The following is a 24919-nucleotide window of genomic DNA, read 5'->3' on the forward strand; positions in this document are numbered from 1 at the left end:
CTTCCCGTACACTTTATTGGCGCTCATACGAATTTCCTGTATTTTGTCAGATAAATTGAAAATTTTAACAGCACTTCCGCATTTCAACGTAATTCTGTCATACTGAACACAACTTGGCAAAGCATCAAATTTGTCCCACTGGTTACTACACCGTGTTCTCTCCAGCATTGACAAGTATTTGGTCAGTTTAATTTAGATCAACTATTTGTCAATGAGATTTTTATTTTTCAAAAAATCTCACTCCAGATAAATAATTATTGTTTTGCTGCCAATAGTAATTATCAAAGACTTGCAGATGCATGTGCGTAGGTACAAAGCGACTTGTGCCCAGACATCGCCACAAAATTTTCTGACTTGTGAAACTAGCTGTAAATTTGTGTGGAATGTAACTTGTGTGACAGTTTATATCTCTAAATGGAGATTAAAGTATCTTTCTGTGGAAATTCAAAGTTACGCTATCCCCTGCACAACATTCTAATGAATGAGCAGCAATTCTGCAAAAACGCGCTTTTTTGGCGTTGTTGCAGTCTATGTTCTACTTTGAGTAGATGAAGTAGAGGAAAAAGTTAGGAAAATATTAATAATTCTTAGAGAAATAAGATCCGGGCGATGCTAAAGATGGCAGCGCTAAGAACAGCACTTACGGGGATTGTAATTAGCCATGCGGCAGCAATTCCTTGTAGTGTTTTGAACTTAATCGACTTGAGATTTTGCACTAGTCCAATACCAACTACACCGCCGACAAGAGCGTGGGAGGTGGAGACCGGTAAACCTAGCCGGGAGGCGATGAGAATGGTGGTAGCAGTAGCAAGTTCGGCACAAAATCCACTACTAGGTTGCAGGGCAATAATGTTTTCGCCAATAGTGGCGATGACTTTTTTACCCCAGACAGCTAATCCACCAACAATACCAGCACCACCAAGGATTAAAATCCAAATGGGGATAGTGATACCATCTGTAGGTACGCTACCAGTGCGATTGATGTAGACGATCGCAGCTAAAGGAGCGATCGCATTTCCCACATCATTAGAACCATGAGCAAAGGCTACAAAGCAAGCACTCAGTAGTTGGAATCTGGCGAATAAACGCTCAACTGGATTTTGGATTGATGGTAATTCCTGAGTCTGGGGTAGAGATTTTTCCTCCAATTTTGCTCTACCAATCTCGCCTAACTGTCGCCAACTAATGATTGTGAGTCCAACTGCTGCTACTGCACCCGTTAACAGTGGGATGTCGTAAGCAGGGATGTTAAAACCAACTTGCTCAATTACAAAATTGGTTAGCGGTTGAGTTAGCGATGGTAATACAATCACGCCGAATACACCTAGCAGCGCAGTACTCAACCAGGGAATCCATTCTTGTAACTGCACTATTTGATTGGGTTGATCCAAAATCCAGTGCTTGATTTGACTGTAGAATAAAGCAGCGATCGCACCACTAATTAACGGCGTTAAAACCCAGCCAATAGTAATTAAGCCAATTGATGACCAATCAATTGCACCTACTCCCAAAGCTACCCAACTAAATCCAGCGATCGCACCAACAACCGCATGAGATGAGGATACTGGTAAACCGCGTGATGTGGCAATTTGCAACCACACACCACATGAAATTAATACAGTTACCATCCCAGCAACTAATACTTGGGGTGTAGCTGCGAATAAAGCGGGATTGGTAATTTTCGTTGCGAGAGTTTCCGTTACCTCATGTCCAAACAATACAGCACCCGTAAACTCTAATACCCCAGCAATTATTATCGCTTGTTTGAGGGTAACAGCTTTAGAACCTACAGAGGTTCCCATCGCGTTAGCAACATCGTTTGCTCCGAGATTCCAGGCGACATAAAAAGCTAGTAAGGCGACTGCAACTAGAGTAATAAGCATTTTGTTTGGGCTAATGGGGAGATAAGGGAAAAAGAGACGAGGACGCAAAGAATAATTTCCCTGCGTCCCTATATCTACGTTATTTTACGGATAAATTAGGATTTTGTAAGTATCTGGTGTGGGTGCGATCGCAACTTCGACAGCTGCTGATAAATCTTTTAATGGATAGCGATCGCTAATCAATGCTTGCACGTCAATTCGCTGATTAAAGACAATATCAGCTGATAGATTCTGAAGCCGATAAGATGAGCTATAACTGCCGATTAAGTCAATTTCCCGACGGTAGAGGATATTAGGGTTGATGGGAATTTCTACTTCATCAGGGAATTCGGCGAAAAACAATATTTTTCCACCTTTGCGGGTACAGTCAAGTGCTTGAAAGAAGGCTTTCTCACTAGGAACAGCTAGCAGGGTAACATCAACACCCAGTCCACCAGTTAGGGCATGAATTTTTGCTGGTAAATCGGGATCACGAGCATCAAAAGCCGCTTCTGCACCAACACTCAAGGCTTTTTCAATTCTAGATGGTAGTAAATCGGTAGCGATCGCTTTTGCTCCAAAATACTTCACCAACATGATAAACATTAACCCAATTGGCCCAGCACCAGTAACTAATACAGTTTGTCCTGGAGCAATTTGAGCTTTTTTCACAGCTTTCAAGCAGCAGTTAGTCGGTTCTACAAAACTCGCTTCTTCAAAACTAATATTATCAGGGATGGGAATTAGTCCACCGTTTTGGACAATATGTCCGGGAACTTTGACATAATCAGCAAAACCGCCGCCACTGGCGTTAAAACCTGCGGTTGTGGAGATGTTTTTGTAAACATCACACATGGAGAAATTATCATTTAGGCAGTAGGCGCAACGCATACAGGGGATGTGGTGCATCACTGCTACCCGTTGTCCAACTTGCCAACCTCTGACATCATTGCCTAATGCTGCGATCGTACCGGCAGTTTCATGTCCAAAAATGCGCGGCGGTTCATACAGTGGATAACGAATTTTTTTTATATCTGACTGACACAACCCTACAACCCGCACCTGTACCAGCACTTCATCTGGTTCCAGAGTCGGAACTGGGATATCTTCGTAAGACAGTTGATTAACGCCTCTAAATACCTGTGCTTTCACGTTGGTTTTTCCCCGCTCAACGATACTAGATGTAACATTAGCAGTCAACGTTAAGTTATCAGATTTTAGCTGTAGATGGAGGAACCGGAGGAACTGCAAATCCTATCCAAGCGGTGCGAAGGGGAGCTAAAACTATTCTGGTGAGATAGGATTACAGCTTCCGTAACGCTGTATTATTTTTGAATATTTTCCCAAGATTTTCTCCGAGACGGTAGCAATGACTATTCGCCATGCGACTGAAACTGACTTGCCTGCAATTGTGGCAATTTATAATGCTGCAATTCCTAGCCGCATGGCAACTGCTGATTTAGAGCCAGTATCTGTGGAAAGTCGCCTTCCTTGGTTTAAGGCGCGATCGCCTTCACAACGGCCACTTTGGGTAATCGAAGTAGAGGGAGTAATTGCTGGATGGCTTAGTTTCCAATCCTTTTATGGGCGGCCCGCCTATAGTAAGACTGCCGAAATTAGTATTTACATAGCCCCTAGCTTTCATCGGTGTGGTTTGGGACGACAACTATTAGCACAAGCAATTAGTGAAAGTCCTAGTTTGGGTTTAAAGACTCTAGTTTGCTTCATCTTTGCTCACAATCAACCCAGTCTAAAGCTTTTTGAAACATTTGGTTTTCAACATTGGGGACATTTACCTGAAGTCGCCGAAATTGATAGCGTTGAACGGGACTTAGTGATCATGGGACTCCGAATTAGCCAACCTGTTGTTTAATTTGATGGCAATAATATTAACAACGCTGCAACTGCGTTAACAATACAACAATTTCATCAATTGCCTGCCGCACAACTGTTGCAGGTTGTTCTGATTGATTCACAATAATACTAAAAACTAAAGGCTCATACTTAGGCGCATTCATATATCCAGATAGAGAAACTACACCCGTTAACGTACCTGTTTTGGCTTGCACAATGCCCTCAGCAGATGTGTTTTGAAAACGACCCTTCAAGGTTCCACTTTTACCCGCCACGGGTAAAGATGCGCGATACAGATATGCTGTTGGTGTTCTTGCTATTCCTCGCAAAGTTTGTACAAAAGCTTCTGGTGTCACTAAGTTACGACGCGATAAACCCGAACCATCCACTAAAATATAATTTGCTGGATCAACTCCCAATAGAGTTAAACTCGCTTTGACAACTTCCAAACCTACATCAGCACTAGTCTGATTTTTTACTTTGGGTTTTTCTACAGATAATGCTCTCAACAGTGCTTCAGAATAAAGATTATTACTATTTAGATTTGTCTCTGCTAATAATTCAGCTAAAGGTGGCGACTCTACAAATGCTATTTCCTCTTGATTAACACCACCATTTACTATTAATGTTTGTCCCAAGGAAATTTTTTCTGTTGCCAAAGCAGTACGGAAGCGCCGTAAGAAGTAATAATTAGGGTCAACTACAGGCAAATCTATTAAAGTCGGTTCAGAATTTGTTGTCAGTTGTCCTTGAATTCGTAATACTTTTCCTGATAATTCGCGGGTAACATTGATGTAGCTTGGTTGATTTTGGGCAACGGTTACTGACTGATTCATTATCCGCCACTGTCTCGCTTCGCCAGCATCAGTCCATACGACTTGTAAAGATTTACCTACAGCCTGCGGTACAAGTTTTAAGCTAAAAAGATTTTGATTCAGAATAAAGCTGTTGACTGGTGCGCCATAGTCTGACTGCACATCTTCCCATTGCCAGGTGGGGTTAACAATATCACCTTGAATATAACTATCATCAGCTATCAATCGCTGAATTTGAGTAATACCTTTCTGTTTGAGCTGCTGTGCCAATTTTTGCAGTTCAGCATCACTTAAACTAGGATCTCCCCTACCGACAACACGTAAAACACCATTGCCATTCTGATAAACAGAGGTGCGAATCCGAAAATTAGCACCCAATTGCTGCAATGCTGCTGCTGTTGTCAGCAATTTGAGGTTAGACGCGGGAGTAAAATATTTTTGAGCATCTCGACTGTAAAGAGTTTGCCCGGTTGACAGGGGTTGTACCAAAATTCCCCAGCGCACCCGACTGAATAAGGGGCGATTGATTACAGCATCTATAGCTGTTCCCAGTTGGGTAGAGCAAATTGATTTTGTGGTAATTGTTGGTGCAACTGGGGTTTGTGCTTTCGCAATAGAACTAAATCCTATCTGGCTAGTCAAAAATATTAACAAAACACCCAGTGGTTGATTTAAAGTCTTAAGTCTCACCAATTTTCCTTATCCCAAAGATAGATATTTTGACTTGGCCAACAACTTCTTTCCGGAGAGAGAAGTAATTGCTCAGTAAAGTTACTTAACTAGTATAGGGAAGATGTTCACATGTTTCATACGTGGGCGATGTCTACGACGGGCTGCGCCTACGCACAAACATAATTTATGGGACTACGAAATAGAAACCTAAGTCAACCTGCATATACAGAAATACGAAATCGAGGCAATGGTGTGAGTACATTTTTATCTGGTGTAGCTGTATTACTCTCTACTTTGGCTTTAGGATGTAGCGGCTATGTAGCTTATGAAGTTTTCACGTTGCGGCAGACACTGAATGCTAGTAATACAGTCAGCAACACCATTCCCACTCAAGTGCCAAGTCCTACAGCTACAACTTCTCCACAAGCAACGATCTCACCATCCCCAGCTACTGCTACAACTTCAGCAATTAGCCCTGGTCAATTTGTGCAGCCTGCTTTTGGCAAAAAGGCAGAAGTTGAGGTACTTTCAGCAAAACGAATTAAAGATCCAGAAACTGGAAACCGTGATGTGGTAAATCTGCAAATGCGAATTCGTCGCCTTGCCACAGACGGAGTTGTTGGTGGCGATATTATATCGGTTGCTAGTACAACAGCCCGCAATCCTGAGACTAGCGTAACCTACAAAGGAGTTGCTCTTAATCGCTCAACAGGAAGCGTTTCTTTGTTTCAAGTACGCCCACAAGCCTCCGCAGATGCTTATATCTGGCTAAGAGTTCCCGATGGTGTTAATAACTTGGACATTTTTGTGCCAGATACAGCCGCATTTAAAAATGTACCAATTTCTAATTAGTGGTCTATCGGACAATACGGTTCAGAAGACGCGATAAATCGCGTCTCTACAATAAGGGTTTTGTTGCTCATTCTGAACTGTATTGCTCTATCGGATTAATTTTAATAATGTGCAAAATTCCCAACTTCTTCATGAAGTCGGGAATCTGAACAACTTAACTCAAACAAAATTATTTCATCCTCTAAATTAGCAACCCCAAATTAATGATGGTAGATGACTGAGGTTGCAATTCAAAAAAGATTACTCCTCTTCTTCCTCTTCTTCCTCTCCGAACACTGCGTCTATAAGTTCTTGTGCGCGTTCGTCTGAAATTTTTAAGGCTTCTTGAAGTTCAGAGATATAATCTTGTTCAGCTTCGGGTACTTCTTCGTCAATCCCCACAACTAAGATAGCTGTGATGTATGCAGCTTCACGATAACCTCTATTGGGTAAGGATTCGATGGACTGGGCAATTAAATCTTCTGGTTCTTCTTCTTCAATCAAGCTGACGACTTTTTCGGTTAATTCTTCAAAGTCTTCTTCAGAATAATCTTCAAATAAGCTAACCTGACCGAGAAATTCACTTAAAGCGTATTCTTCTACTGAAGAAATACCTTCACCGTCAGCAGCTGCGGAAAATAGTCCAAGGAGTGCGATCGCAACTTCTGGTTCTAGAGCAACTGAACTAACACTACGTCCTTTGGGCAACTTGCGTTTAGACATAATTATCCTTTAAAAGTTACGTGATATTTCAGGAAGCCATATTTTGCGGTTTATCATGCTTCCTCAATTTATGATTCCCAAAAGAATGCAGAAATATACATTGGGATGAATCTTTTTTTCATAAAAAATACGCAGAGAATATATTCATCTGCGTATAAAAACGGTTAAGTTGTCTTGAGCGATCGAGGTTTTTATTACTTGTGTACGCTGCGTAGCCTAAAAGGATACGGTGTACACACAAGTCTGAAATAGCTGATTAACCAGGATTTTACCCCACCCTAACCCTCCCCGTATGTATTGGGGAGGGAACTAGATTTCTTTTTTCCCCCCTTTCCAAGGCAGGGCTGTTTCATTCCCTAAAAGGCGCTGATTCGGTGACGTTCCTGCAAATCGCCAACCAAATCTTGCATTTAGAGTTTCAAACGACACCAAAATCTAAAGGTCTAAATTATCAAAAAGCGTTACAGCTTCGTCCCACACTCAGCACAGAAGTTATGGGTAGGAGCATTTTTTGCATTGCAGTTGCTACAATACAATGGCTCTGCTGCCGCTTTTGGCGGTTGCTTCTGCAAACCGACCATTTGAGCGTTGCTTTTACCAGGGGCTACCATTGGATAGCAGTTTTCGTCTCTGGTGACGTGGACATTCACAATCACCGGGCCTTTGTGTGCTAGCATCTCAGCGATCGCATCTTTTAATTGACTGCGATCGCTAATTACCATGCCTTTAATGCCATAAGCTTTTGCCAATAACTCCACATCTGGCATCCCTACTTCCATGTTTGAGCAGGAGTAACGCTCACCATAGAAGGCTTGCTGCCATTGGCGCACCATTCCTTGCCAGCCGTTATTGATAATTAGTGTCTTGACATTTATTCCATACTGTGCAAGTGTCCCCAGTTCCTGCAAACACATTTGGAAACTAGCATCACCGCTAATACAGATGACTTCCTCATCAGGAAACGCCACTTTCGCGCCCATTGCCGCAGGTAAGCCAAAACCCATCGTTCCCAAACCAGCACTAGAAATCCAGCGTCTTGGTCCATTCTTGAGGAATTGCGCCGCCCACATTTGATGTTGTCCCACATCTGTGGTGTAGAAAGCTTGGGGTGCTTGGCGACTGACTTCTACAATAACTTCTTGGGGTGAAATGCTGTCGGGATGCTGCGGCACTATTAAAGGATACTCATCGCGCCAACGGTTGACTAAATTCAACCACTCTTGGTTTTGATTAGGTGTAGCCTTAACGCCTGTTTCTTTGCAGCGACGCAACAAGTCTACTAACACATTCCGCACATCGCCAACGATGGGCACTTCGGGTACGCGGTTTTTGCCGACTTCTGCCGGATCGATGTCGATGTGAATTACTTTGGCGCGGGAGGCGAATTCGTCTAACTTGCCTGTAACGCGATCGTCAAATCTAGCGCCAACGCAAATCAGCAAGTCACAATCACTAACGGCGAAGTTAGCGTAAGCTGTGCCGTGCATCCCCAACATTCCCAAAGCTAGGGGATGATGTTCGTCAAAGGCACCGATCCCCATTAAGGTTGTGGTGACAGGGATATTGAATAATTCAGCTAGCTGTTTGATTTCTTCATGAGCACCAGCTGCGATCGCACCACCACCGACATACAGTAGAGGACGGCGACTTTCAGTAATCAACTGGATCGCGGCATGAATTTGCCGGGGATTTCCCTTCACCGTGGGACGATAACCACGCAATTTTACTGAACCTGGTTTTACAGGCACATAGTCAAATTCTTCTAAAGCTACATCTTTGGGGACATCAATCAAAACTGGCCCCGGACGCCCAGTACTAGCGATGTGGAAGGCTTCGGCGACAATTCGCGCCATATCTTTGGGGTCACGCACTACATAGGAGTGCTTGACGATCGGTAGCGTAATCCCGTAAATATCGGTTTCTTGAAAAGCATCTGTACCAATCGACGGCCGTGCTACCTGTCCCGTAACCACAATCATCGGGATTGAATCCATGTAGGCGGTGGCGATCCCCGTTACCAAGTTAGTTGCTCCTGGGCCAGAAGTCCCAAAGCATACTCCTACTTTCCCTGTGGCACGGGCGTAACCATCGGCGGCGTGGGCTGCGCCTTGTTCGTGTCTCACGAGAATGTGCTTCATAGCACCAGTTGCTTCCACCTTATACAGGTCGTCGTAAATTGGTAGAATTGCCCCACCAGGATAACCAAAAATATAATCAACGCCATGGCGATGAAGGCTGTCAAGCAGAGCAAAACCGCCAGATGCACGTTTGGGCACGACTGGCGAGCTAGAAGTACGAGACTGTTTGTGATTCTCGGTTTGTGGGAGACTGATTTGGGAAAGCGATCGCACGGTCAAACCTCAGACTATAGCTAAAGTTAATGCTGAATTCTGTAGTTAAGATTTCATTTTAATTGAAAACTTCAATCAAAATCTTATTAATTTTTATATTAAATATAAACCTAGACTATTAGCCTACATTAATTAAATTACGTCTTGCAAGACTCGGCGGGTATTTTGCCAAGCCCAAACACCGACAACTACGACAACAATACTCATTCCTACAAGCACAGTTCGCAAGCCGAGAGCATCAGTTAATGGCCCAGTAATTGCCAGGGGTAACGCCAGAGCAATGTTAACAGCATGATTTTGAAAGCCAAATACTTTACCATGCATGGTAGGTGGTGTTTGCTGTTGAATTAAAGTCTGCATGGGTACGCCAATAAGGGAAGCACCTACACCCAAAAATGCACAGAGTCCTAGTGCCACTAATAAATTGTGCGTAAAAGTGAAGACTCCTAAAACCAGTGCCATCATCAAAAATCCAATTAAAGGTAAGGGCTTGTGATGCAATTTATCACCCCAGTGACCTAAAATCGCCGCACCAAATACCATACCCACTCCGGCTGCTGCTAAGAAAAAGCCAAACTGTTTTTCTTTAAGACCAAACTCCTCGGCTAATTGAATTGTCAGCACCGTTAAGGCTGCAAACACACAATATAAGGTTGTCACTTGCAGCATGGCATTCAATATCAAACGGTTTTTCTTGAGATAGCGCAGGCTGGCGGTGAATTCGGCCCAAGGGTGATTTGATGCCCAGCCTTCCCCGTGGGGGTTGTCTTCTTTAAACTTAATCGGCTGCATGATCACAGCCGATAATATATATAATCCCCCAACCACAAGCTCTTGGCCGTATTCTGCTCCCATCAAGTTTTTCGACAAACTCAAAATCGGCTCTCCGATTGCAAAGCCAACAATTAAAGCTCCCATCATCGTGCTACTAAAGAGTGCATTGGCTGCCAACAAATTTTCTCGCTTTACCAACAGGGGAATAGCAGCTTGCTCTGCGGGTGCAAAAAACTGCGTCACTGAAGAAATAGCAAAAGTTAAAATTAACAGAATTAGGAATTCCCTTGGCAAAAAGGGAAGACACAGGGTTAACAGCCCACGCACGACATCTGAGCCGACCATAATCAGCTTTTTTGGCAAGCGGTCAACAAAGATACCACCAGCAGAACCAAACAAAATCGCTGGTATTGTAAAGGCCAGCATCAAAGTTGAGTACATTGAGTTTTGTGCCAACCCAGCAGGTGGAGAGTAGTTCTCCAGCAGAGCAATCATCAAAACGAAGAAGATCTTATCTGCTAACTGGGACACCAGTTGCCCAATCCACAGGAGCATAAAACCACGGTTTTTTAGCAGTGCGCCAAACCCGTTATTAACAGCAGCCGGTTCTGTTGGAAACATTATACTTTGGGATAGTGACTAGGGTAGATGGGGCAGGGGATAGGAGATATGGGATAGTGGATAGGGGATAGGAGATAGTTTTTATTGACTATCACCTGTAACCTGTTCCCTTCTCCACCCCTAACTTTCTAACTCCTAACTCCTAATTCTGTTGTCCGGACTAATTTGCTTCATAGTGCTTTAACAGCATATGCAAAAATTCAGCTGCTGTCAGATGACCCTTGGGTGGAGAAATTCCAATCGATGAATCTACCCACCAACCCTGTACAGTTTGGGGCGTAGACGCAGAGCGGCTTGTCGTTAGACATTGCCACATGGACAAATGATCAACTGCGGGATCTGCATAAAAGTTATTTTGCCCACTACCTAGCAAACACGAACTCCAATGGGTGAAATAATCATGACTCATCCGATGAATAGGAAAATTACCCTGTAGTGGCACTCCCCATCCATCTATAGCAATAAATGCTTTGACACGACCACCTAAGAGTTGCCACAAATGCGCTGCCCCTATTGCCCCGACTACGCCAGCACTAAAGCTAATGAATATAATTGGCGATTTTAGCTGATCGCCCAAGCGATCGCGCAAAAACTGCAAGATATGAAATGCTGATAGAACCAATAAATCCTGACTCGGAAATACCAGTATATTTGCTGTTTTATGACCGATTGTGCAATTAGAAACTAAATCTAACAATCCGAATCTAAAGCTTTCAGTTAATTCTGGTTCATGGATTCCAGGGCAAATAATTATACTCATTTGTCTATTGGGTTAGCAGCTTTCACAATTATTAATAACTTAAAATTACTATAGGGATTTATTAATTGTTAACCCTGACATAAATCAGGCAATGGGAATTGGACTTGAGATAAAACTGAGTTTTTCAGCTTGTTGAACATTTAAAACATATTAGGGCTTATGTAAAAACCCTCTAAAACTCTCATTTCTCCGTGACCTCTGCGTCCTCTGTGGTTCGTTTTCCGTTACCTGTGTGTAAGTCTTATATATATGTCAAAATTCAAACAATACCTGATATCGTCAAGCCCGACAAACTTGAGTGTTCCAGACTTTAAGTCCTTTGATTAAACAACTTCTACGTTAATTTTCAATTTTTCACACCCAAGGCCACAATGGGAATCGGCATCACTAGATGAGAATTGCTCAGTATGCAGTAATACTCGTAGTATGTCTTTTGATGTATTATTTTGATTTTCTCACCTATCCTATCCCCCTGGATGGGATAATAAGTTACTAGTAGAGTAGGGAAAATGTGTAAGCTATTCCCTAACTTTATATTTCTCTGCACTCTGGTTATATTGAGGAACTCATTGTGGTTGCCACGCCGGAAAAAGTACAACACACCCACGAGCATCTATCAGGTAAAGACCGTGTAGCCGTACTGCTTATGGGCTACGGCGAAGTCGAAAGCTACGAAGATTTCGCCAACTATAACGAACAGGCTTTAAATCTACTGACAGCAAAATTCGCACCGGTGCCAACCTGGATTTATCCCCCCCTAGCAAAGCTTTTGGCGCTATTTGACCGCCATGAGTGGGGACACACACATCACGATTTTATCTCCCCACACAATGCCATCTTTGAACAGCAACGGGCTGGTATCGAAAAGCAATTACAAGAAAAATGGGGTGAGAGTGTCCAAGTTTTCAAGGCTTTCAACTTCTGCGCCCCTTTTCTTCCTAATCAAGTTCTAGCAGAAATCAAAAACCAAGGCTTCGATAAGCTGCTGATTTACCCACTGCTGGTTGTTGATTCTATCTTTACCAGTGGGATTGCGATCGAGCAAGTTAACAATGCTCTCGTTGAGTTGACTGATGGTGAAGAACACTGGGTTAAAGCACAGCGTTACATTCCTTCTTTCTTCAACGAACCAGCTTACATCGATTTAATGGCTCATCTGGTTGAGGAGAAAATTGCTGAATTAGCAGCAGCTTATCTACCTTCTCAAATCGGCATTGTCCTAATGAACCACGGCTGTCCCCATAAAGCTAAAGGCTTCACTTCTGGAATTGCCGAAAGTGAAGCAATGTACGATTTGGTACGAGATAAGTTGATTAACCGCTATCCCTTAATCTCGGTGGGTTGGCTCAACCATGACACGCCCTTAATTGATTGGACACAGCCAAATGCAGAACAGGCTGCAAATAACCTGATTCAATTAGGTGCAAAAGTGGTAATTTTTATGCCAATTGGCTTTGCCACAGAAAACCACGAAACTTTATTGGATGTACACCATATCATCCATGCTTTGGAAAAACAGCATCCTGGTACGAACTACGTGCAAATGGCTTGCGTCAACGATCATCCAGAATTTATGGCAATGGCTGCCCAATGGGCTGATGCTCATATTGCAGAGCTGTTGTCAGAGCAAACTTTGGCAGTTAATCCCCAACTTGCTGGGGATCATCATCACCACCACCATCATCATTAATTAATGTAATCCTCGGCGTGAACGCACGAGGATTCTAATCATCACTGATTAGTTTTAGTTCTTGTAGGGGTGGGCATAGCTATGCCCACCCTACAACTAATTTACGCCCCGCAGCTTGCGAGTGTTATCAACTAAACTTTGAGCAAATTGATCAAATCTTTGAGAGAGCTTCTCATCTACTAGTTTGCCTTCAGGACTGAAAGCACCCCAAGCTTGTCCGATCGCAATTTGTTCTGGAATCACCCAACCATGTACCCAACGGACAATTAGCCGTAGGTCATTTAAAGCATTACTATTAGACTGACCACCCAAAACACTAATTAGTCCTGTCACTTTATCAGACAGTTGCTCAAAACTCATCAAATCCAGGGCATTTTTCAGGACACCACTAACACCACCATGATACTCAGGTGTCGCTAAAATTAACCCATCGGCGCGACTGACTGTATCTTGCAACCGCTGAACATCTGGATACTCTGGATACTCCTTTGCGCCAGTACAAAACGGTAAATGCAACTGCCTTAAATCAAGAATTTCCACCTCTGCACCGAGGGCTTCTACCCTTTGCACTGCTAAAAGTAAAGCAAGCTGGGTATAGGAGTTGGGTCTTAAACTACCACCAATGCCAACAATTCTCACCATAATTAAGCAACAAACTATTAACTAGCTACTATCACCAGATTTTTTTGAAAAGCGGAATCGTTATGATTATGCTTATCTTAGCGATTTGTGTCAGAATGTGTCAAATTAATATCTACAGTCAGGAGCCAGAATAATTATCCAGTTTGCTCAACTTGATGTGATAGCCGGAAGAAACTTGGGAATGCTTTTGTGTGGAAGTTAGACTAGATAAGAAAAGTGTAATTTCCAGTTATTACAATTTTTGCTAGAAGAATAGGCATAAAACCATAGCTCAACTTGTGCCACCAGACAAAAGGTAATTATTATGACAAATTTGGGAAAAAAAGCATTGATAAAAAGGCAGTCATCAAAGCGTGTTGCTTGGGTTGGTGCAATCGCAGCTAGCTTGATTATGTTGCCAGGAATGTTCTCGGCTTCTCCCGTCTTGGCACAAAAAGCAGAGAGCACTGCTCTAAATTATGGTGACTTGATCAAGAAAGCAAAGGCGGGAGAAATCCAAAAAGTAGAGCTTGACGAAACCGAACAGCTAGCAAGAGTTTATCTCAAGGGGCAAAAGGAGAATACACCACCGCAACAGGTGAGACTTCTAGCACAAAACACAGAGTTAATTAACATTCTCAAAGATAAGAATGTTGATTTTGGCGAGGTTTCCTCTGCTAACAGTCGAGCTGCTGTTGGGCTGTTGATCAATCTCATGTGGATTTTGCCATTGGTGGCTTTAATGCTATTATTCCTGCGGCGCTCTACTAATGCTTCTAGCCAAGCGATGAATTTCGGCAAATCCAAAGCTCGCTTCCAAATGGAAGCAAAAACTGGAGTGAAATTTGAAGATGTCGCCGGGGTTGAAGAAGCAAAAGAAGAACTCGAAGAAGTTGTTACTTTTCTGAAACAGCCAGAAAGATTTACTGCTGTAGGCGCACGGATTCCCAAAGGCGTGCTGTTAATTGGCCCTCCTGGTACTGGTAAAACTTTACTTGCAAAAGCGATCGCAGGTGAAGCAGGTGTACCATTCTTCAGTATTTCCGGCTCGGAATTTGTGGAAATGTTTGTTGGTGTGGGTGCATCTCGCGTGCGCGACCTCTTCAAGAAAGCCAAAGATAATGCTCCTTGCTTAATATTTATCGATGAAATTGACGCAGTAGGTAGACAACGGGGTGCTGGGATCGGTGGCGGTAACGATGAGCGCGAACAAACCCTCAACCAACTCCTCACCGAAATGGACGGTTTTGAAGGTAACACAGGCATCATTATTATTGCTGCCACTAACCGTCCAGATGTCTTAGATGCAGCACTGCTCAGACCGGGACGCTTTGACAGACAAGTGATGGTGGATGCACCGGATCTGAAAGGGCGACTGGAAATTTTGAAAGTCCACGCTCGGAATAAGAAAATTGATCCTAGCGTATCATTAGAAGCGATCGCTCGCCGCACTCCTGGATTTACTGGCGCAGACTTAGCTAACTTACTCAACGAAGCCGCTATTCTCACTGCGAGGAGACGCAAAGAAGCTGTCACCCTTTTAGAAATTGATGCTGCTGTAGATCGAGTTGTTGCAGGTATGGAAGGTACCGCCTTAGTAGACAGCAAGAGCAAACGCTTGATTGCCTATCATGAAGTTGGGCACGCTTTAGTAGGTACATTGCTCAAAAACCATGACCCGGTGCAGAAAGTTACATTAATTCCACGAGGACAAGCACTAGGATTAACTTGGTTTACTCCCAACGAAGAACAGGGGTTAATTTCCCGTTCCCAACTCAAATCCAGGATTACTGCTACCTTGGGTGGTCGCGCCGCCGAGGAAATCGTTTTTGGGAAGCCAGAAGTGACCACAGGTGCAAGCAATGACTTGCAACAGGTGACAGGGATGGCACGGCAGATGGTAACACGCTTCGGGATGTCAGAATTAGGCCCATTGTCACTAGAAAATCAGAGTGCAGAAGTATTTTTAGGACGCGACTGGATGAATAAATCAGACTATTCTGAGGAAATTGCCGCCAAAATTGATTCGCAAGTGCGGGAAATTGTTAACAATTCCTACATCAAAGCCAAAGAACTATTGGAAGAAAACCGCATAGTTTTGGAACGTTTAGTAGATTTGCTAGCCGAACAGGAGACAATTGAAGGCGATTTATTCCGCCAAATTGTTGCTGATCATGTTCAGGTAGCCGATGAACAATTGGCTGTACCTCATTAGGGAATAGATAAAAGCCAACAGTCTATCGACTTTAGACTAGTGAAAATTCAAAGGCTCAGATTCCCGACTTTTTTAAGAAGTCGGGAATTTTGTTGGAAAAAATTCAGAAGGCGACCTCAGCCTTCGCAAAAACTAGCACACACAAAGTCTTGCCACTGTAAAGCTTAGGGTATTGTATTATATATACCCAAACAATGTACTACAAGTGGACATAAACATCATGAAATATAGATTTTGGGCAAGCTATCTGCTTGCTGCTTTAGCATTTCTCCCCTTCGAGTCTGTAAGGACTACTCAAGTTTTGGCAACAGAGTCAGTTTACCAACTGGCACAAGCCAAATCTGCTTACACCCAATATATGGTAAATGGCTATAATGAAACCAAACGAAGAAACTACAGAAAAGCTTTAGGATATTTTCAGCAAGCAGAACGGCTACGTCCTGGAGATAGGTATGCTACTGCTGCAATTAGAAATGTAACAGGTTATATTAAACGGGGTAACGCTAGAAATCGTATCGCCTTTGTTCCAGGTAGACCTGGTAGGGTAAGGTCAGCAGGAACACGAGGAAGTTGCTTTCAAACTGGACAATATATTATTCCCCTGACACCAACAGATAAAGAAGCTCAACGAACCACAGCAGAGCGTCCCACATTCTATTTCTACATTCCTCAAACCTCGACAACAGTGCAAGCACTAGAATTTGTTTTGCAGGATGATGATAGCGTTGACCCATTGTATAAGGGAACTTTCAAACCTGTTGGGCAGAATGGTATTGTTAGTGTAAATTTACCTGTTAATCAGCCATCTCTACAAATCGGTAAAGAGTATAATTGGATTTTTGCGATGATTTGTGATCCGAGTAACCGCGATAAAGACTCGTATGTACAAGGTACAATTGTGCGATCGCAAGATGAAAACCTATCTCTTCAGCTAAACCAACCAAACACAGACTTAGATCGTGCAGTTTTATTTGCAACAGCCGGATTTTGGGAAGATGCTTTGAGAACTTTAGCTAATTTACGCAGCCAGCGTCCTAATGATCCCGAAGTTCAGAAATATTGGGAAGATTTGTTAAATTCAGTAGACATTAAAGAAGTTGTAAACAAGCCTTTATTGCCCTGTTGTACTGCCCAGAAATAAATTAACAATTACTTAAAAACCCGGTTCTCATAGAGAAGCCGGGTTTTTTACGCTTCAATTTAAAAGTAATAAAAGCACTATAACAATCCGATTTGATTTCTGGAATTATTTGCGTAAGAAGGCAACAGTCAAGAAGCCTCTTTGAGTTATACTGAATTTTTTCAAAAATCAAATATGAGTTCTGTAGATGATACATATATACTAAAATATACGATGGAATTGCTTGTTGTTACAAATTATTCAACATAGAGCATCGAAAACGGAGTTGCTATGATCAAACGCCTGCTTGTGGTGGAATCTCCGGGAAAAGTCAAAAAACTCAGTCAAATTCTGGGTTCGGATTGGAAAGTTCTAGCCAGTTGTGGTCATATCCGAGAACTCAGCAATGAAGGGGACGATTCCTTGGGCTTCGTCATGGACGGCAGTAATGTGCGGTGCAATTACGTCCCGCGTGACCAACGAGCGAAGGAAACCATCCAGAAGCTCAAGTCTGCGGTAAGGCAGGTTGATGAAGTTGTTTTAGCAACTGACCCAGACCGGGAAGGCGAGACAATCGCTTGGCATCTCAAAGAAACGCTGGGTTTAAGGGAACCGAAACGAGTAATTTATACTGAGATTACAGCATCGGCGGTGCAGAGTGCGATCGCTAATCCCAGAAAGCTAGACCAAAACTTAATCGGTGCTGGGTTGTGCCGAGATTGCCTAGATAAGCTGGTAGGTTACAAGGGTAGCCCTTTAGTTTGGGCATTGAATAACGGCGCTAAGAGTGTTGGCAGAGTCCAAAGCGCCACGTTGCACCTGATTTGTCAGCGAGAAAACGAAATTCTGGCTTTTGTCCCCCAAGATTACTGGAGTGTCTGGGTAGATTATGCGGAAGGATTTCGGGCTTTTTACAAAGGTACGGTTGATTCTGCAAAAGATGCAGCAGACCAAGAAACTGAAACTCACGATGACGCGAAAGTGGGTAATAGTCCAGAAACACCAGAGTCTAAGCGTGTTCTTTCCGAAGCAGAGGCTACACGTTTAGTTGAAGAAGCACAGCGACATCCTCATCGGGTGATTCATTTTGAAGGAAAAATCGTTAACCGCCAGCCACCTCCACCATTTACAACTTCCAGCCTTCAGCAAGCAGCCGGTTCAAAGCTGAGGTTTGCTCCCGACAAAACTATGGTTGTTGCCCAAAAGCTTTATGAAGCAGGGTTGATAACATATATGCGAACAGACTCAGTAATGCTGAGTCCAGAATTTTGTGCCAGCGCCCGTAAATGGTTAGAGCAAAACGACCCGCCGAATGTACCGCAGCAAGTTGCCAAGCATCGCAGTAGCAAATCGGCTCAAGAAGCACATGAAGCGATTCGTCCAACAGATGTATTTCGTCCCTCAGTTCAGTTGCGTTTAGAACTTCCAGATGATGAGTTTAATTTGTATGTGATGATCTGGAAAAGGTCAATTGCCTCTCAGTGTCGTGCTGCCCAATTGCGTAAAACTTTGGTGATTACTCAGTCTGGTTCCCTACTGTGGTCAGCCAGAGGACAAGTGATTGAATTTTACGGTTATGCTCGGTACTGGAATAATCTCAGCAAGGATAGTGTTTTACCTTCATTACAACAGGGACAAGCATTAAAACTAGAGAATGCTGGACATGAGAAAAAGCAAACGCAGCCACCACCCCGTTATAGTGAACCCAAATTGGTGCAATTGATGGAACGTAAAGGTATTGGTCGCCCAAGTACTTATGCTCCTACTGTTGCTACCTTAAAAAAACGCAATTATGTCGAGTTGAAAAAAGACCATCTTCAGCCTACAGCGTTAGGGTTAGAAGTTGATGCGTTTTTGCTCAAAGCACTGCCGGATTTACTTGAGGCTGAATTCACAGCGAAAATGGAAGATGCTCTTGATGCAATTTCTGAAGGAAAAAACTCTTGGCAGCATTATTTAACTAGTTGGAATCAGAATTACTTTATACCAGCGCTTTCCAAAGCTAAAACTATAGTTCCAAGTTCCTCAATAGTAAAAGCTAATGTGATAAGCGATCGCAAATATGAAACTTCCAAGACTCGATGCCCTGAATGCAAAAATTTTCTCGCAAAAATTCCGAGTATTAAGGTTAAAAAGAAATATTTCCTCAAATGTACAAAAGGCTGTGAAAATGTCGTGCTATTTTGGAGCGACTTTAACAAAACTTGGCAGCCACCACAAACTAAAACAGTCCAAACTGAAAATCAACAAAAGCCTCCCGTGAAGATGACGGCATATCCCTGCCCGGTATGTAAGAAACCTTTAGAGGAGTACAGTTACATCAAAGAGGGGCAGAGTAAGACAATGTTGCGATGTTCTGACCCACAATCTCGTAAGGATACCAAACATAAAGATGTAGCTTATTTCAGTACCCAAAAAGGGTGGTGGAGTCCTAAGTTTGGGGAGATATCAAAAATTTAACTAATTAGAAGCCCAGAGACATCGCTCTGGGCTTTACACATTCTATTAGACTGCTAATTAAAAAGGCTGTAAATTGATAGGAGATATTTTTTTCAAACTTTCAGATTCTTGTGCAGCATTCCAAAGATCGTAGTTTTGCTGAAGATTTAACCAAAGTTCTGGAGTCGTTTGAAAAGCTATTGCTAAACGAAGCGCCATAGTGGGAGAAACACCAGCTTGCTCATTTACAATTTCTGAAACTGTTTTACGCGAGACATCTAAAATCTCAGCTAGCTGAGTATTGGTCATCTTTAAAGGTTCTAAATATTGACGCTTAATCAAAGCACCAGGATGTCTCGGCTTTCTTTTAGTTATCATAATCAAATTCCTAGTGATAATCTTCGTAATCAACAACGTAAGCATTACCATCTTCAAATTGAAAGGTTACACGCCAATTTCCAGATACTTTTACCGACCATTCATTTTTGCGATCGCCTTTTAACTGGTGAAGCCTAGAACCTGGGTATCTCATGTCCTCAACTTGAGAAGATGCATGAAGTCTATCAAGAATATCTAGAATCTGGTGAGCCAAAAAAGCTCACTTCATAACCTTTTTGAATTCTTAATTATCAACACGAACTGACTTTAGCCGCAAGTTCTGCTAGGTTCATCTGCTCGTAGTGTTCAAAAGGTTGATGAATCCAGGGGTTTTCAGCTAAATAATCAACATAATAATTGGGTGCTATAACTGAACAGGCTTTATACCAAAGAACGGCGGTGCGAATTTCCTCAATGGGGAAATCAGTATTTTGCTTGAGCCAAGGTATAGTCTGTTGGAGTGTTACCCCAGAATCTACTAAGTCATCCACTAGGAGAATGCGCGAACCTAACTTTTCGGCGGTCATCGTCAAGTGGCGAGAGAAAATTAAATTACTTCTTTCTTGCTTACCAGGGCCACTGTAAGATGAGGTTGCTAAAATTGCCAGTGGTTGCTGGTATATACGGGAGAGAATATCTCCAATTCGTAGTCCTCCTCTAGCAATACAGATAATCTGGTTGAATTCCCAACCGGATTCATAAATCTGAATAGCCAGTTGTTCAATTTTTTGGTGATAATCTGACCAAGAAACATAAAGGTCTGGCATAAGTCTCAGGGGAGTGGTAGATGGCTAGTATTGAAGGCGATGTCTACGACGGACGGGCTGTGACGCTCCTGCGGACGCTCGAGTACTCGCTACCGCTATCGGTGACGCAAACTTTTTATTTTAATATGAGCGTAAGTTATTATGAAATATTCTGTCGCTGATGGCGATGCCCAACGAGATCCTCTCAGTGAAAAACTTGACTTGAAAACAAAGCTGGCTTACGGTGCAGGAGATTTAGGGCCAGCAATTACTGCAAATATCTCCGTCTTTTTTCTGCTGGTTTTCTTCACGAATGTCGCTGGTATCCCTGCGGGTTTAGCTGGCAGTATTTTAATGATTGGCAAAATCTGGGATGGAGTTAATGATCCAGTTGTCGGGTTCCTGACTGATAAAACGAAATCTCGTCGTTGGGGTCGTCGTCTTCCTTGGATGTTTTATGGAGCAATCCCCTTTGGAATTTTCTTTTTCTTGCAGTGGATTGTACCGCAATTTAGTGCAAATCAGAGTGAGAATATTTGGCCGCTATTCTGGTATTACGTAGCGATTGGGGTGATATCTCAGGCGTTCTACACGGTTGTGAATTTGCCTTATACGGCAATGACTCCAGAATTAACTCAAGATTACGACGAACGCACTAGCCTTAACAGCTATCGTTTTACATTTTCCATTGGTGGCAGCATTTTATCGTTGATTTTAACGCAAATTGTTTTTTCTCAAATTAGCGATCGCCAACAACAATTTCTCGTCTTAGCAACAGTTTGTACTGTAATTTCGATTTTAGGATTATATTGGTGCGTTTTTGGAGTCCGCGATCGCATCTTGGCTTTTGAGGCTAAACGCATCCAAACCGAGGAACCCGCATCTCTCCCCTTCTTTGAACAGCTAAAAATTGTCTTTAGTAATCGACCTTTTTTATTTGTTATTGGTATATATCTTTTTTCTTGGCTAGGTGTGCAGGTGACAGCCAGCATTATTCCCTATTTTGTAGTCAATTGTATGGGTCTTAAAGAATCAGATGTACCCACAGTGATGATTGCAGTCCAAGGAACTGCCCTGCTGATGCTATTTGTTTGGGGGGCGCTGAGTAAAAAAATCGGGAAAAAAATTGTTTATTTTCTGGGAATGAGTTTATGGATAATAGCAGCAGCCGGACTATTTTTCTTACAACCTGGTCAAATAGTTTTGATGTATTTTATGGCTGTCATGGCAGGTATTGGTGTATCCACAGCTTATCTAATTCCCTGGTCGATGATTCCAGATGTGATTGAATTAGATGAACTGCAAACTGGACAACGCAGAGAAGGCATTTTTTATGGCTTCATGGTTTTGCTACAAAAATTTGGTTTAGCTTTCGGACTGTTTTTAGTGGGAAATGCTTTGCAAGTATCTGGTTTCAAAGAAACTGTAGCCGGAAGTCCACTACCCATCCAACCGGAATCGGCACTGTTTGCTATTCGCATTGCTGTTGGGCCGATACCTACCGTTTGTTTGCTTTGTGGCTTAGTTTTAACGTATTTTTACCCAATTACCCGCGAGATGCACGCAGAAATCATGCTGAAACTCAAAGAACGACAAGAAAAAAAGGGAAGTTAACTAATTCGTAATTCGTAGTTAAGAATTCAATTACGAATTACGAATTACGAATTATTTTAAATCGTTTCTGTAAACATACCAGTTCGAGCAAACTCTTCTTCTTCAGGGGTGAAGAGTGGAGGTTTATCTACAAGGCTAGGCTCAAAGTAGTATGTCTCTTGCAGAAATTTTCCACTAATGACAGCCTCCTCTAAATCCTTAATGTGGTTTTGTGCAACAATACATGCTTCCTTGAGGTTATTCTGATCGCCCTTCTCTAGCAGCTTTGGTAATTCCGTTTTTAACCCTGTCAGCCGCGCCAATGGCTTGAGAATTCCGTAGATGTTGTAGATGCGAGCAGTTTCTATGCTGGTGTATTTGAGGGCATTGGCTCTGGCTAACTCTGAGTCAAGGCTGGGCCAAAAGCGGGTGGTGTAGAATGCTTTCTCATCCTTTTGATACCACTCCTCCGATCGCGCAATGGAAGAAGAAACGGTATTATGTAGCTTCCAAAAGAATAAGCGCAGGGAGGAACCATCGACTACGGTGGATAACTTCGCCTCTAGTGACACCTCAAAGTCAGTCAGGTTGGGATCACGCCCAAGTACCAGGTACTCCACAGGATACATATCCACTTCCTTATTTTGCACAACGTACATATTCAGGTGATGGCGGCAATAGGGACAGGGGTACATCGTGGCAAACAGTTGGAAGAAGTCTTTGAAGATTGCCACTGCGGCTTTTTGCTGTACGTCGGTTTTGGTACACACAATCTCGGCCGTAGTATGGAAGAAACGCCACACTGCTGGGCCGATGTAGTAGGGGAAGCTGACTCGCATCTGGGAATCCTTCACCTCAGTCCGATCTAAATAGACATCAATGAATGCTACATACTGCGATAGCGCCCCTGATTCTCGCCCAAATTCTAGGCGTTCGCGCCGTTTCTGCACTCCATTTAGGTAGTGATGCGTTAACCGCCATGCTTGTTTGAGGATCAATTTCTGTTTGGGAGTGCAATGGAGAAAATTTTCTGCAACATCCGCCCCGTAGCGGTTAAATTCTCCTGAGTTTTTTGTACACTGATACCACTCATCCAAAGCCGCCTCGTCGGGTACGGTGTTGCTTTGGATATCTGCTGTTGTAGAAACACTAAAGGCCGCCAACAATTTCGGCATGAAGTCTTCATACCAGTATGCTACAGGCATGATTGCACCATCTATTTCCTCGGTTGCTTGCGAGAGGATGACGCGGTTCCATTTGTTCAAATAGTCTTTTGGATTTCCTTCAGATTTAGTTGGTGGTGGAGCCATTTCTTCATCTAGTTCTATTCCCCTCAAACGATTGAGTTCGTTAATGGCTAGCACACCTTCCACGATGTCGCCCAAGCTGAGACTTTTCTTTTTGATGGTAATTGCAAACTCGACTCCAGCAGCAAACTTTTCTTTGACATTGGCAAATTTACTCCGCGCCTCTAAAATTGCTTGCTGCTCTGCCAACATTTCTGGTGTCTTTGCCACTGTTTGCCAGTTTTTGATCCGCTCCTGCAATCGGGAATATTCATCGGCAATTGATTCAACCACTGCATCTAAGACGGGATAGCAATCTTCAGAGACTATACCTAATGCTTTGTATAGTGCGATCGCTTGCTTAACAAACTCCACAAAATCAGTAATTCTGTATGGCAAGTTTTTCACCCGCAAGTGAGTTTCGTGGTTGGCGGAGAAACTCTCACGGAAACTGCGGTAAGCTGCTCCTTGAATCAAACGAAACAAACCAATCTGCATTTGTAAGCGGGAGGTTCCGCTTGTTTTCTGATTTGGTGAGTTTGGGTGTTGTACTAACTCTTCTCTTAGCTGTGCCAACTCTGGAGTCGTTGCTTCTTGCGTCGGCTGGGTGCTGGCTGCTGCGGCCTCATTGGAAGTAGCAACTGTCTTGAGTGAACTGTTAAGGGAAATCGGTGAGTCTTGATAGCCAGTTTTGCTCTCTGACTCTTCCGGTACTAGCTGACAGAATTCCTCAAAGTCAATTGAGCCATCGCCATCATGATCTACTTCCCGCAACATCTCATTCAATTCAGCGTCTGTCAGCCCAAACTGAGTCATAACAGTCCGCAACTCGGCGGCAGTAATTTCACCGCTACCGTCTTCATCAAAGGCGCTGAAGGCTAACTTGAGGCGGCTTTGGCGATCGCCTACTTTCGCTATCATCAGCGTTTTAAATTCTTCAAAGTCGATAGTGCCTGACAAGTCAACGTCAATCTCCTTGATCAAGTCACGCAGCCCTGCTTCCGTGGGATTTTGCCCAAGCGATCGCATTACCTCCCCTAGTTCCTCAGTTGAGATCGCTCCGTTGCCGTCTACGTCTAATACCTTGAAAGCTTGCCACAATTTTTCTATTTCTTGTTCATCAATCATGGTTTTGTTCCAATTCCATAGTTGTCACTAATAAATTTATTACCATGTTTTTTAACAGCTACTTCAATGCTGTCTTTTTATATTCAGTAAATAGCAAGTATCAGGAACAACTGAATTTTATCTAAACGTTATTTGCAGTCGCCTTATAAATTTGTCATTTGATTATTGTTGCAATAAATGCAGATTTACGGGTTTAATTACAACCGATTTTAGAGCAACTAAGTAAGTCAGCGAGAATAAATAAAACTATATTAAGTAATACAAAAAATCTTATAATTGTTTTATGGCAAGTGTTTTAGCCGTAATCTAAAAACTAATTTTCTCACTACAAACCTTTGATTATTTATGCTTCTATAAAGCGGTTCCCGCTTAGATGCGGCACAAAATTATATCGCCAAGTGTAGGGGCACGGCAGTGCCGTGCCCCTACGGGTGTACTTC

19 protein-coding genes are annotated in these 24919 nt (G+C 42.9%); 7 read left to right on the top strand and 12 right to left on the bottom strand.

Annotated elements, in window-relative coordinates; genetic code table 11:
- Window positions 1–587: 587 nt before the first annotated feature.
- A complete protein-coding gene (locus H6G92_RS11520) occupies window positions 588–1883 on the bottom strand; it encodes an inorganic phosphate transporter (RefSeq protein WP_190893832.1) in 1296 nt (431 codons plus the stop codon).
- A gap of 84 nt (window positions 1884–1967) precedes the next feature.
- Window positions 1968–3014 carry a zinc-dependent dehydrogenase gene (locus H6G92_RS11525; RefSeq protein WP_190893938.1) on the bottom strand — a complete coding sequence of 349 codons (1047 nt, stop codon included), beginning with the start codon at window positions 3012–3014 and terminating at the stop codon, window positions 1968–1970.
- Window positions 3015–3231: 217 nt separating this feature from the next.
- Between H6G92_RS11525 and H6G92_RS11530 the strand changes: the two genes are divergently transcribed.
- Window positions 3232–3735, top strand: a complete 504-nt coding sequence (locus tag H6G92_RS11530) for a GNAT family N-acetyltransferase (protein ID WP_190893833.1) — start codon at window positions 3232–3234, stop codon at window positions 3733–3735.
- Window positions 3736–3751: 16 nt separating this feature from the next.
- Here the strand turns inward: H6G92_RS11530 and dacB are convergent, their stop codons facing one another.
- Window positions 3752–5221 carry a D-alanyl-D-alanine carboxypeptidase/D-alanyl-D-alanine endopeptidase gene (gene dacB, locus H6G92_RS11535; protein ID WP_313889957.1) on the bottom strand — a complete coding sequence of 490 codons (1470 nt, stop codon included), beginning with the start codon at window positions 5219–5221 and terminating at the stop codon, window positions 3752–3754.
- 234 nt (window positions 5222–5455) lie between these two features.
- Between dacB and H6G92_RS11540 the strand changes: the two genes are divergently transcribed.
- Complete coding sequence (locus H6G92_RS11540; protein WP_190893834.1) at window positions 5456–6055, top strand: hypothetical protein; 600 nt, start codon at window positions 5456–5458, stop codon at window positions 6053–6055.
- A gap of 240 nt (window positions 6056–6295) precedes the next feature.
- Here H6G92_RS11540 and H6G92_RS11545 read toward each other — a convergent pair whose 3' ends face one another.
- The 4 genes from H6G92_RS11545 to H6G92_RS11560 form a co-directional block, all read right to left on the bottom strand.
- On the bottom strand, window positions 6296–6757 hold the full coding sequence (locus H6G92_RS11545; RefSeq protein ID WP_190893835.1) for a tellurite resistance TerB family protein: 462 nt from the start codon (window positions 6755–6757) through the stop codon (window positions 6296–6298).
- A gap of 461 nt (window positions 6758–7218) precedes the next feature.
- The gene (ilvB, locus tag H6G92_RS11550) at window positions 7219–9108 is read right to left on the bottom strand and encodes a biosynthetic-type acetolactate synthase large subunit (RefSeq protein ID WP_190893836.1); all 1890 of its coding nucleotides are present in this window, start codon (window positions 9106–9108) and stop codon (window positions 7219–7221) included.
- 132 nt (window positions 9109–9240) lie between these two features.
- On the bottom strand, window positions 9241–10503 hold the full coding sequence (locus tag H6G92_RS11555; RefSeq protein ID WP_190893837.1) for an MFS transporter: 1263 nt from the start codon (window positions 10501–10503) through the stop codon (window positions 9241–9243).
- A gap of 160 nt (window positions 10504–10663) precedes the next feature.
- On the bottom strand, window positions 10664–11263 hold the full coding sequence (locus H6G92_RS11560; RefSeq protein WP_190893838.1) for a hypothetical protein: 600 nt from the start codon (window positions 11261–11263) through the stop codon (window positions 10664–10666).
- Between the two features lie 571 nt (window positions 11264–11834).
- Between H6G92_RS11560 and H6G92_RS11565 the strand changes: the two genes are divergently transcribed.
- Complete coding sequence (locus H6G92_RS11565; RefSeq protein ID WP_190893839.1) at window positions 11835–12953, top strand: ferrochelatase; 1119 nt, start codon at window positions 11835–11837, stop codon at window positions 12951–12953.
- 96 nt (window positions 12954–13049) lie between these two features.
- On the opposite strand, the gene H6G92_RS11570 is transcribed toward H6G92_RS11565, so the two are convergent.
- Window positions 13050–13595 (bottom strand): NADPH-dependent FMN reductase, encoded by a 546-nt coding sequence (locus tag H6G92_RS11570; RefSeq protein ID WP_190893840.1) that lies wholly within the window; start codon window positions 13593–13595, stop codon window positions 13050–13052.
- Between the two features lie 304 nt (window positions 13596–13899).
- On the opposite strand from H6G92_RS11570, the gene ftsH reads away from it, so the two are divergent.
- From ftsH to topA, 3 genes are all read left to right on the top strand, one after another.
- Entirely contained in the window at window positions 13900–15789 is a 1890-nt protein-coding gene (gene ftsH, locus H6G92_RS11575) for an ATP-dependent zinc metalloprotease FtsH (protein WP_190893841.1), read from the top strand.
- Window positions 15790–16009: 220 nt separating this feature from the next.
- Window positions 16010–16930 carry a DUF928 domain-containing protein gene (locus tag H6G92_RS11580; protein ID WP_199344783.1) on the top strand — a complete coding sequence of 307 codons (921 nt, stop codon included), beginning with the start codon at window positions 16010–16012 and terminating at the stop codon, window positions 16928–16930.
- Between the two features lie 270 nt (window positions 16931–17200).
- On the top strand, window positions 17201–19369 hold the full coding sequence (gene topA / locus H6G92_RS11585; protein WP_190893842.1) for a type I DNA topoisomerase: 2169 nt from the start codon (window positions 17201–17203) through the stop codon (window positions 19367–19369).
- Between the two features lie 57 nt (window positions 19370–19426).
- On the opposite strand, the gene H6G92_RS11590 is transcribed toward topA, so the two are convergent.
- Genes H6G92_RS11590 through H6G92_RS11600 form a run of 3 tightly spaced genes read right to left on the bottom strand, consistent with a single transcriptional unit; the run spans window position 19427 to window position 20493 of the window.
- The gene (locus tag H6G92_RS11590; RefSeq protein WP_190893843.1) at window positions 19427–19726 is read right to left on the bottom strand and encodes a HigA family addiction module antitoxin; all 300 of its coding nucleotides are present in this window, start codon (window positions 19724–19726) and stop codon (window positions 19427–19429) included.
- Window positions 19727–19736: 10 nt separating this feature from the next.
- Entirely contained in the window at window positions 19737–19940 is a 204-nt protein-coding gene (locus tag H6G92_RS11595) for a type II toxin-antitoxin system RelE/ParE family toxin (RefSeq protein WP_242059096.1), read from the bottom strand.
- A gap of 37 nt (window positions 19941–19977) precedes the next feature.
- Window positions 19978–20493 (bottom strand): phosphoribosyltransferase, encoded by a 516-nt coding sequence (locus tag H6G92_RS11600; RefSeq protein ID WP_190893844.1) that lies wholly within the window; start codon window positions 20491–20493, stop codon window positions 19978–19980.
- Between the two features lie 141 nt (window positions 20494–20634).
- On the opposite strand from H6G92_RS11600, the gene H6G92_RS11605 reads away from it, so the two are divergent.
- Window positions 20635–22086 carry an MFS transporter gene (locus H6G92_RS11605; RefSeq protein ID WP_190893845.1) on the top strand — a complete coding sequence of 484 codons (1452 nt, stop codon included), beginning with the start codon at window positions 20635–20637 and terminating at the stop codon, window positions 22084–22086.
- 56 nt (window positions 22087–22142) lie between these two features.
- Here H6G92_RS11605 and H6G92_RS11610 read toward each other — a convergent pair whose 3' ends face one another.
- Complete coding sequence (locus H6G92_RS11610) at window positions 22143–24479, bottom strand: EF-hand domain-containing protein (protein WP_190893846.1); 2337 nt, start codon at window positions 24477–24479, stop codon at window positions 22143–22145.
- Window positions 24480–24919: the final 440 nt, after the last annotated feature.

The organism is Nostoc foliaceum FACHB-393, from assembly GCF_014698505.1.
GTDB classification, from domain to species: domain Bacteria; phylum Cyanobacteriota; class Cyanobacteriia; order Cyanobacteriales; family Nostocaceae; genus Nostoc; species Nostoc foliaceum_A.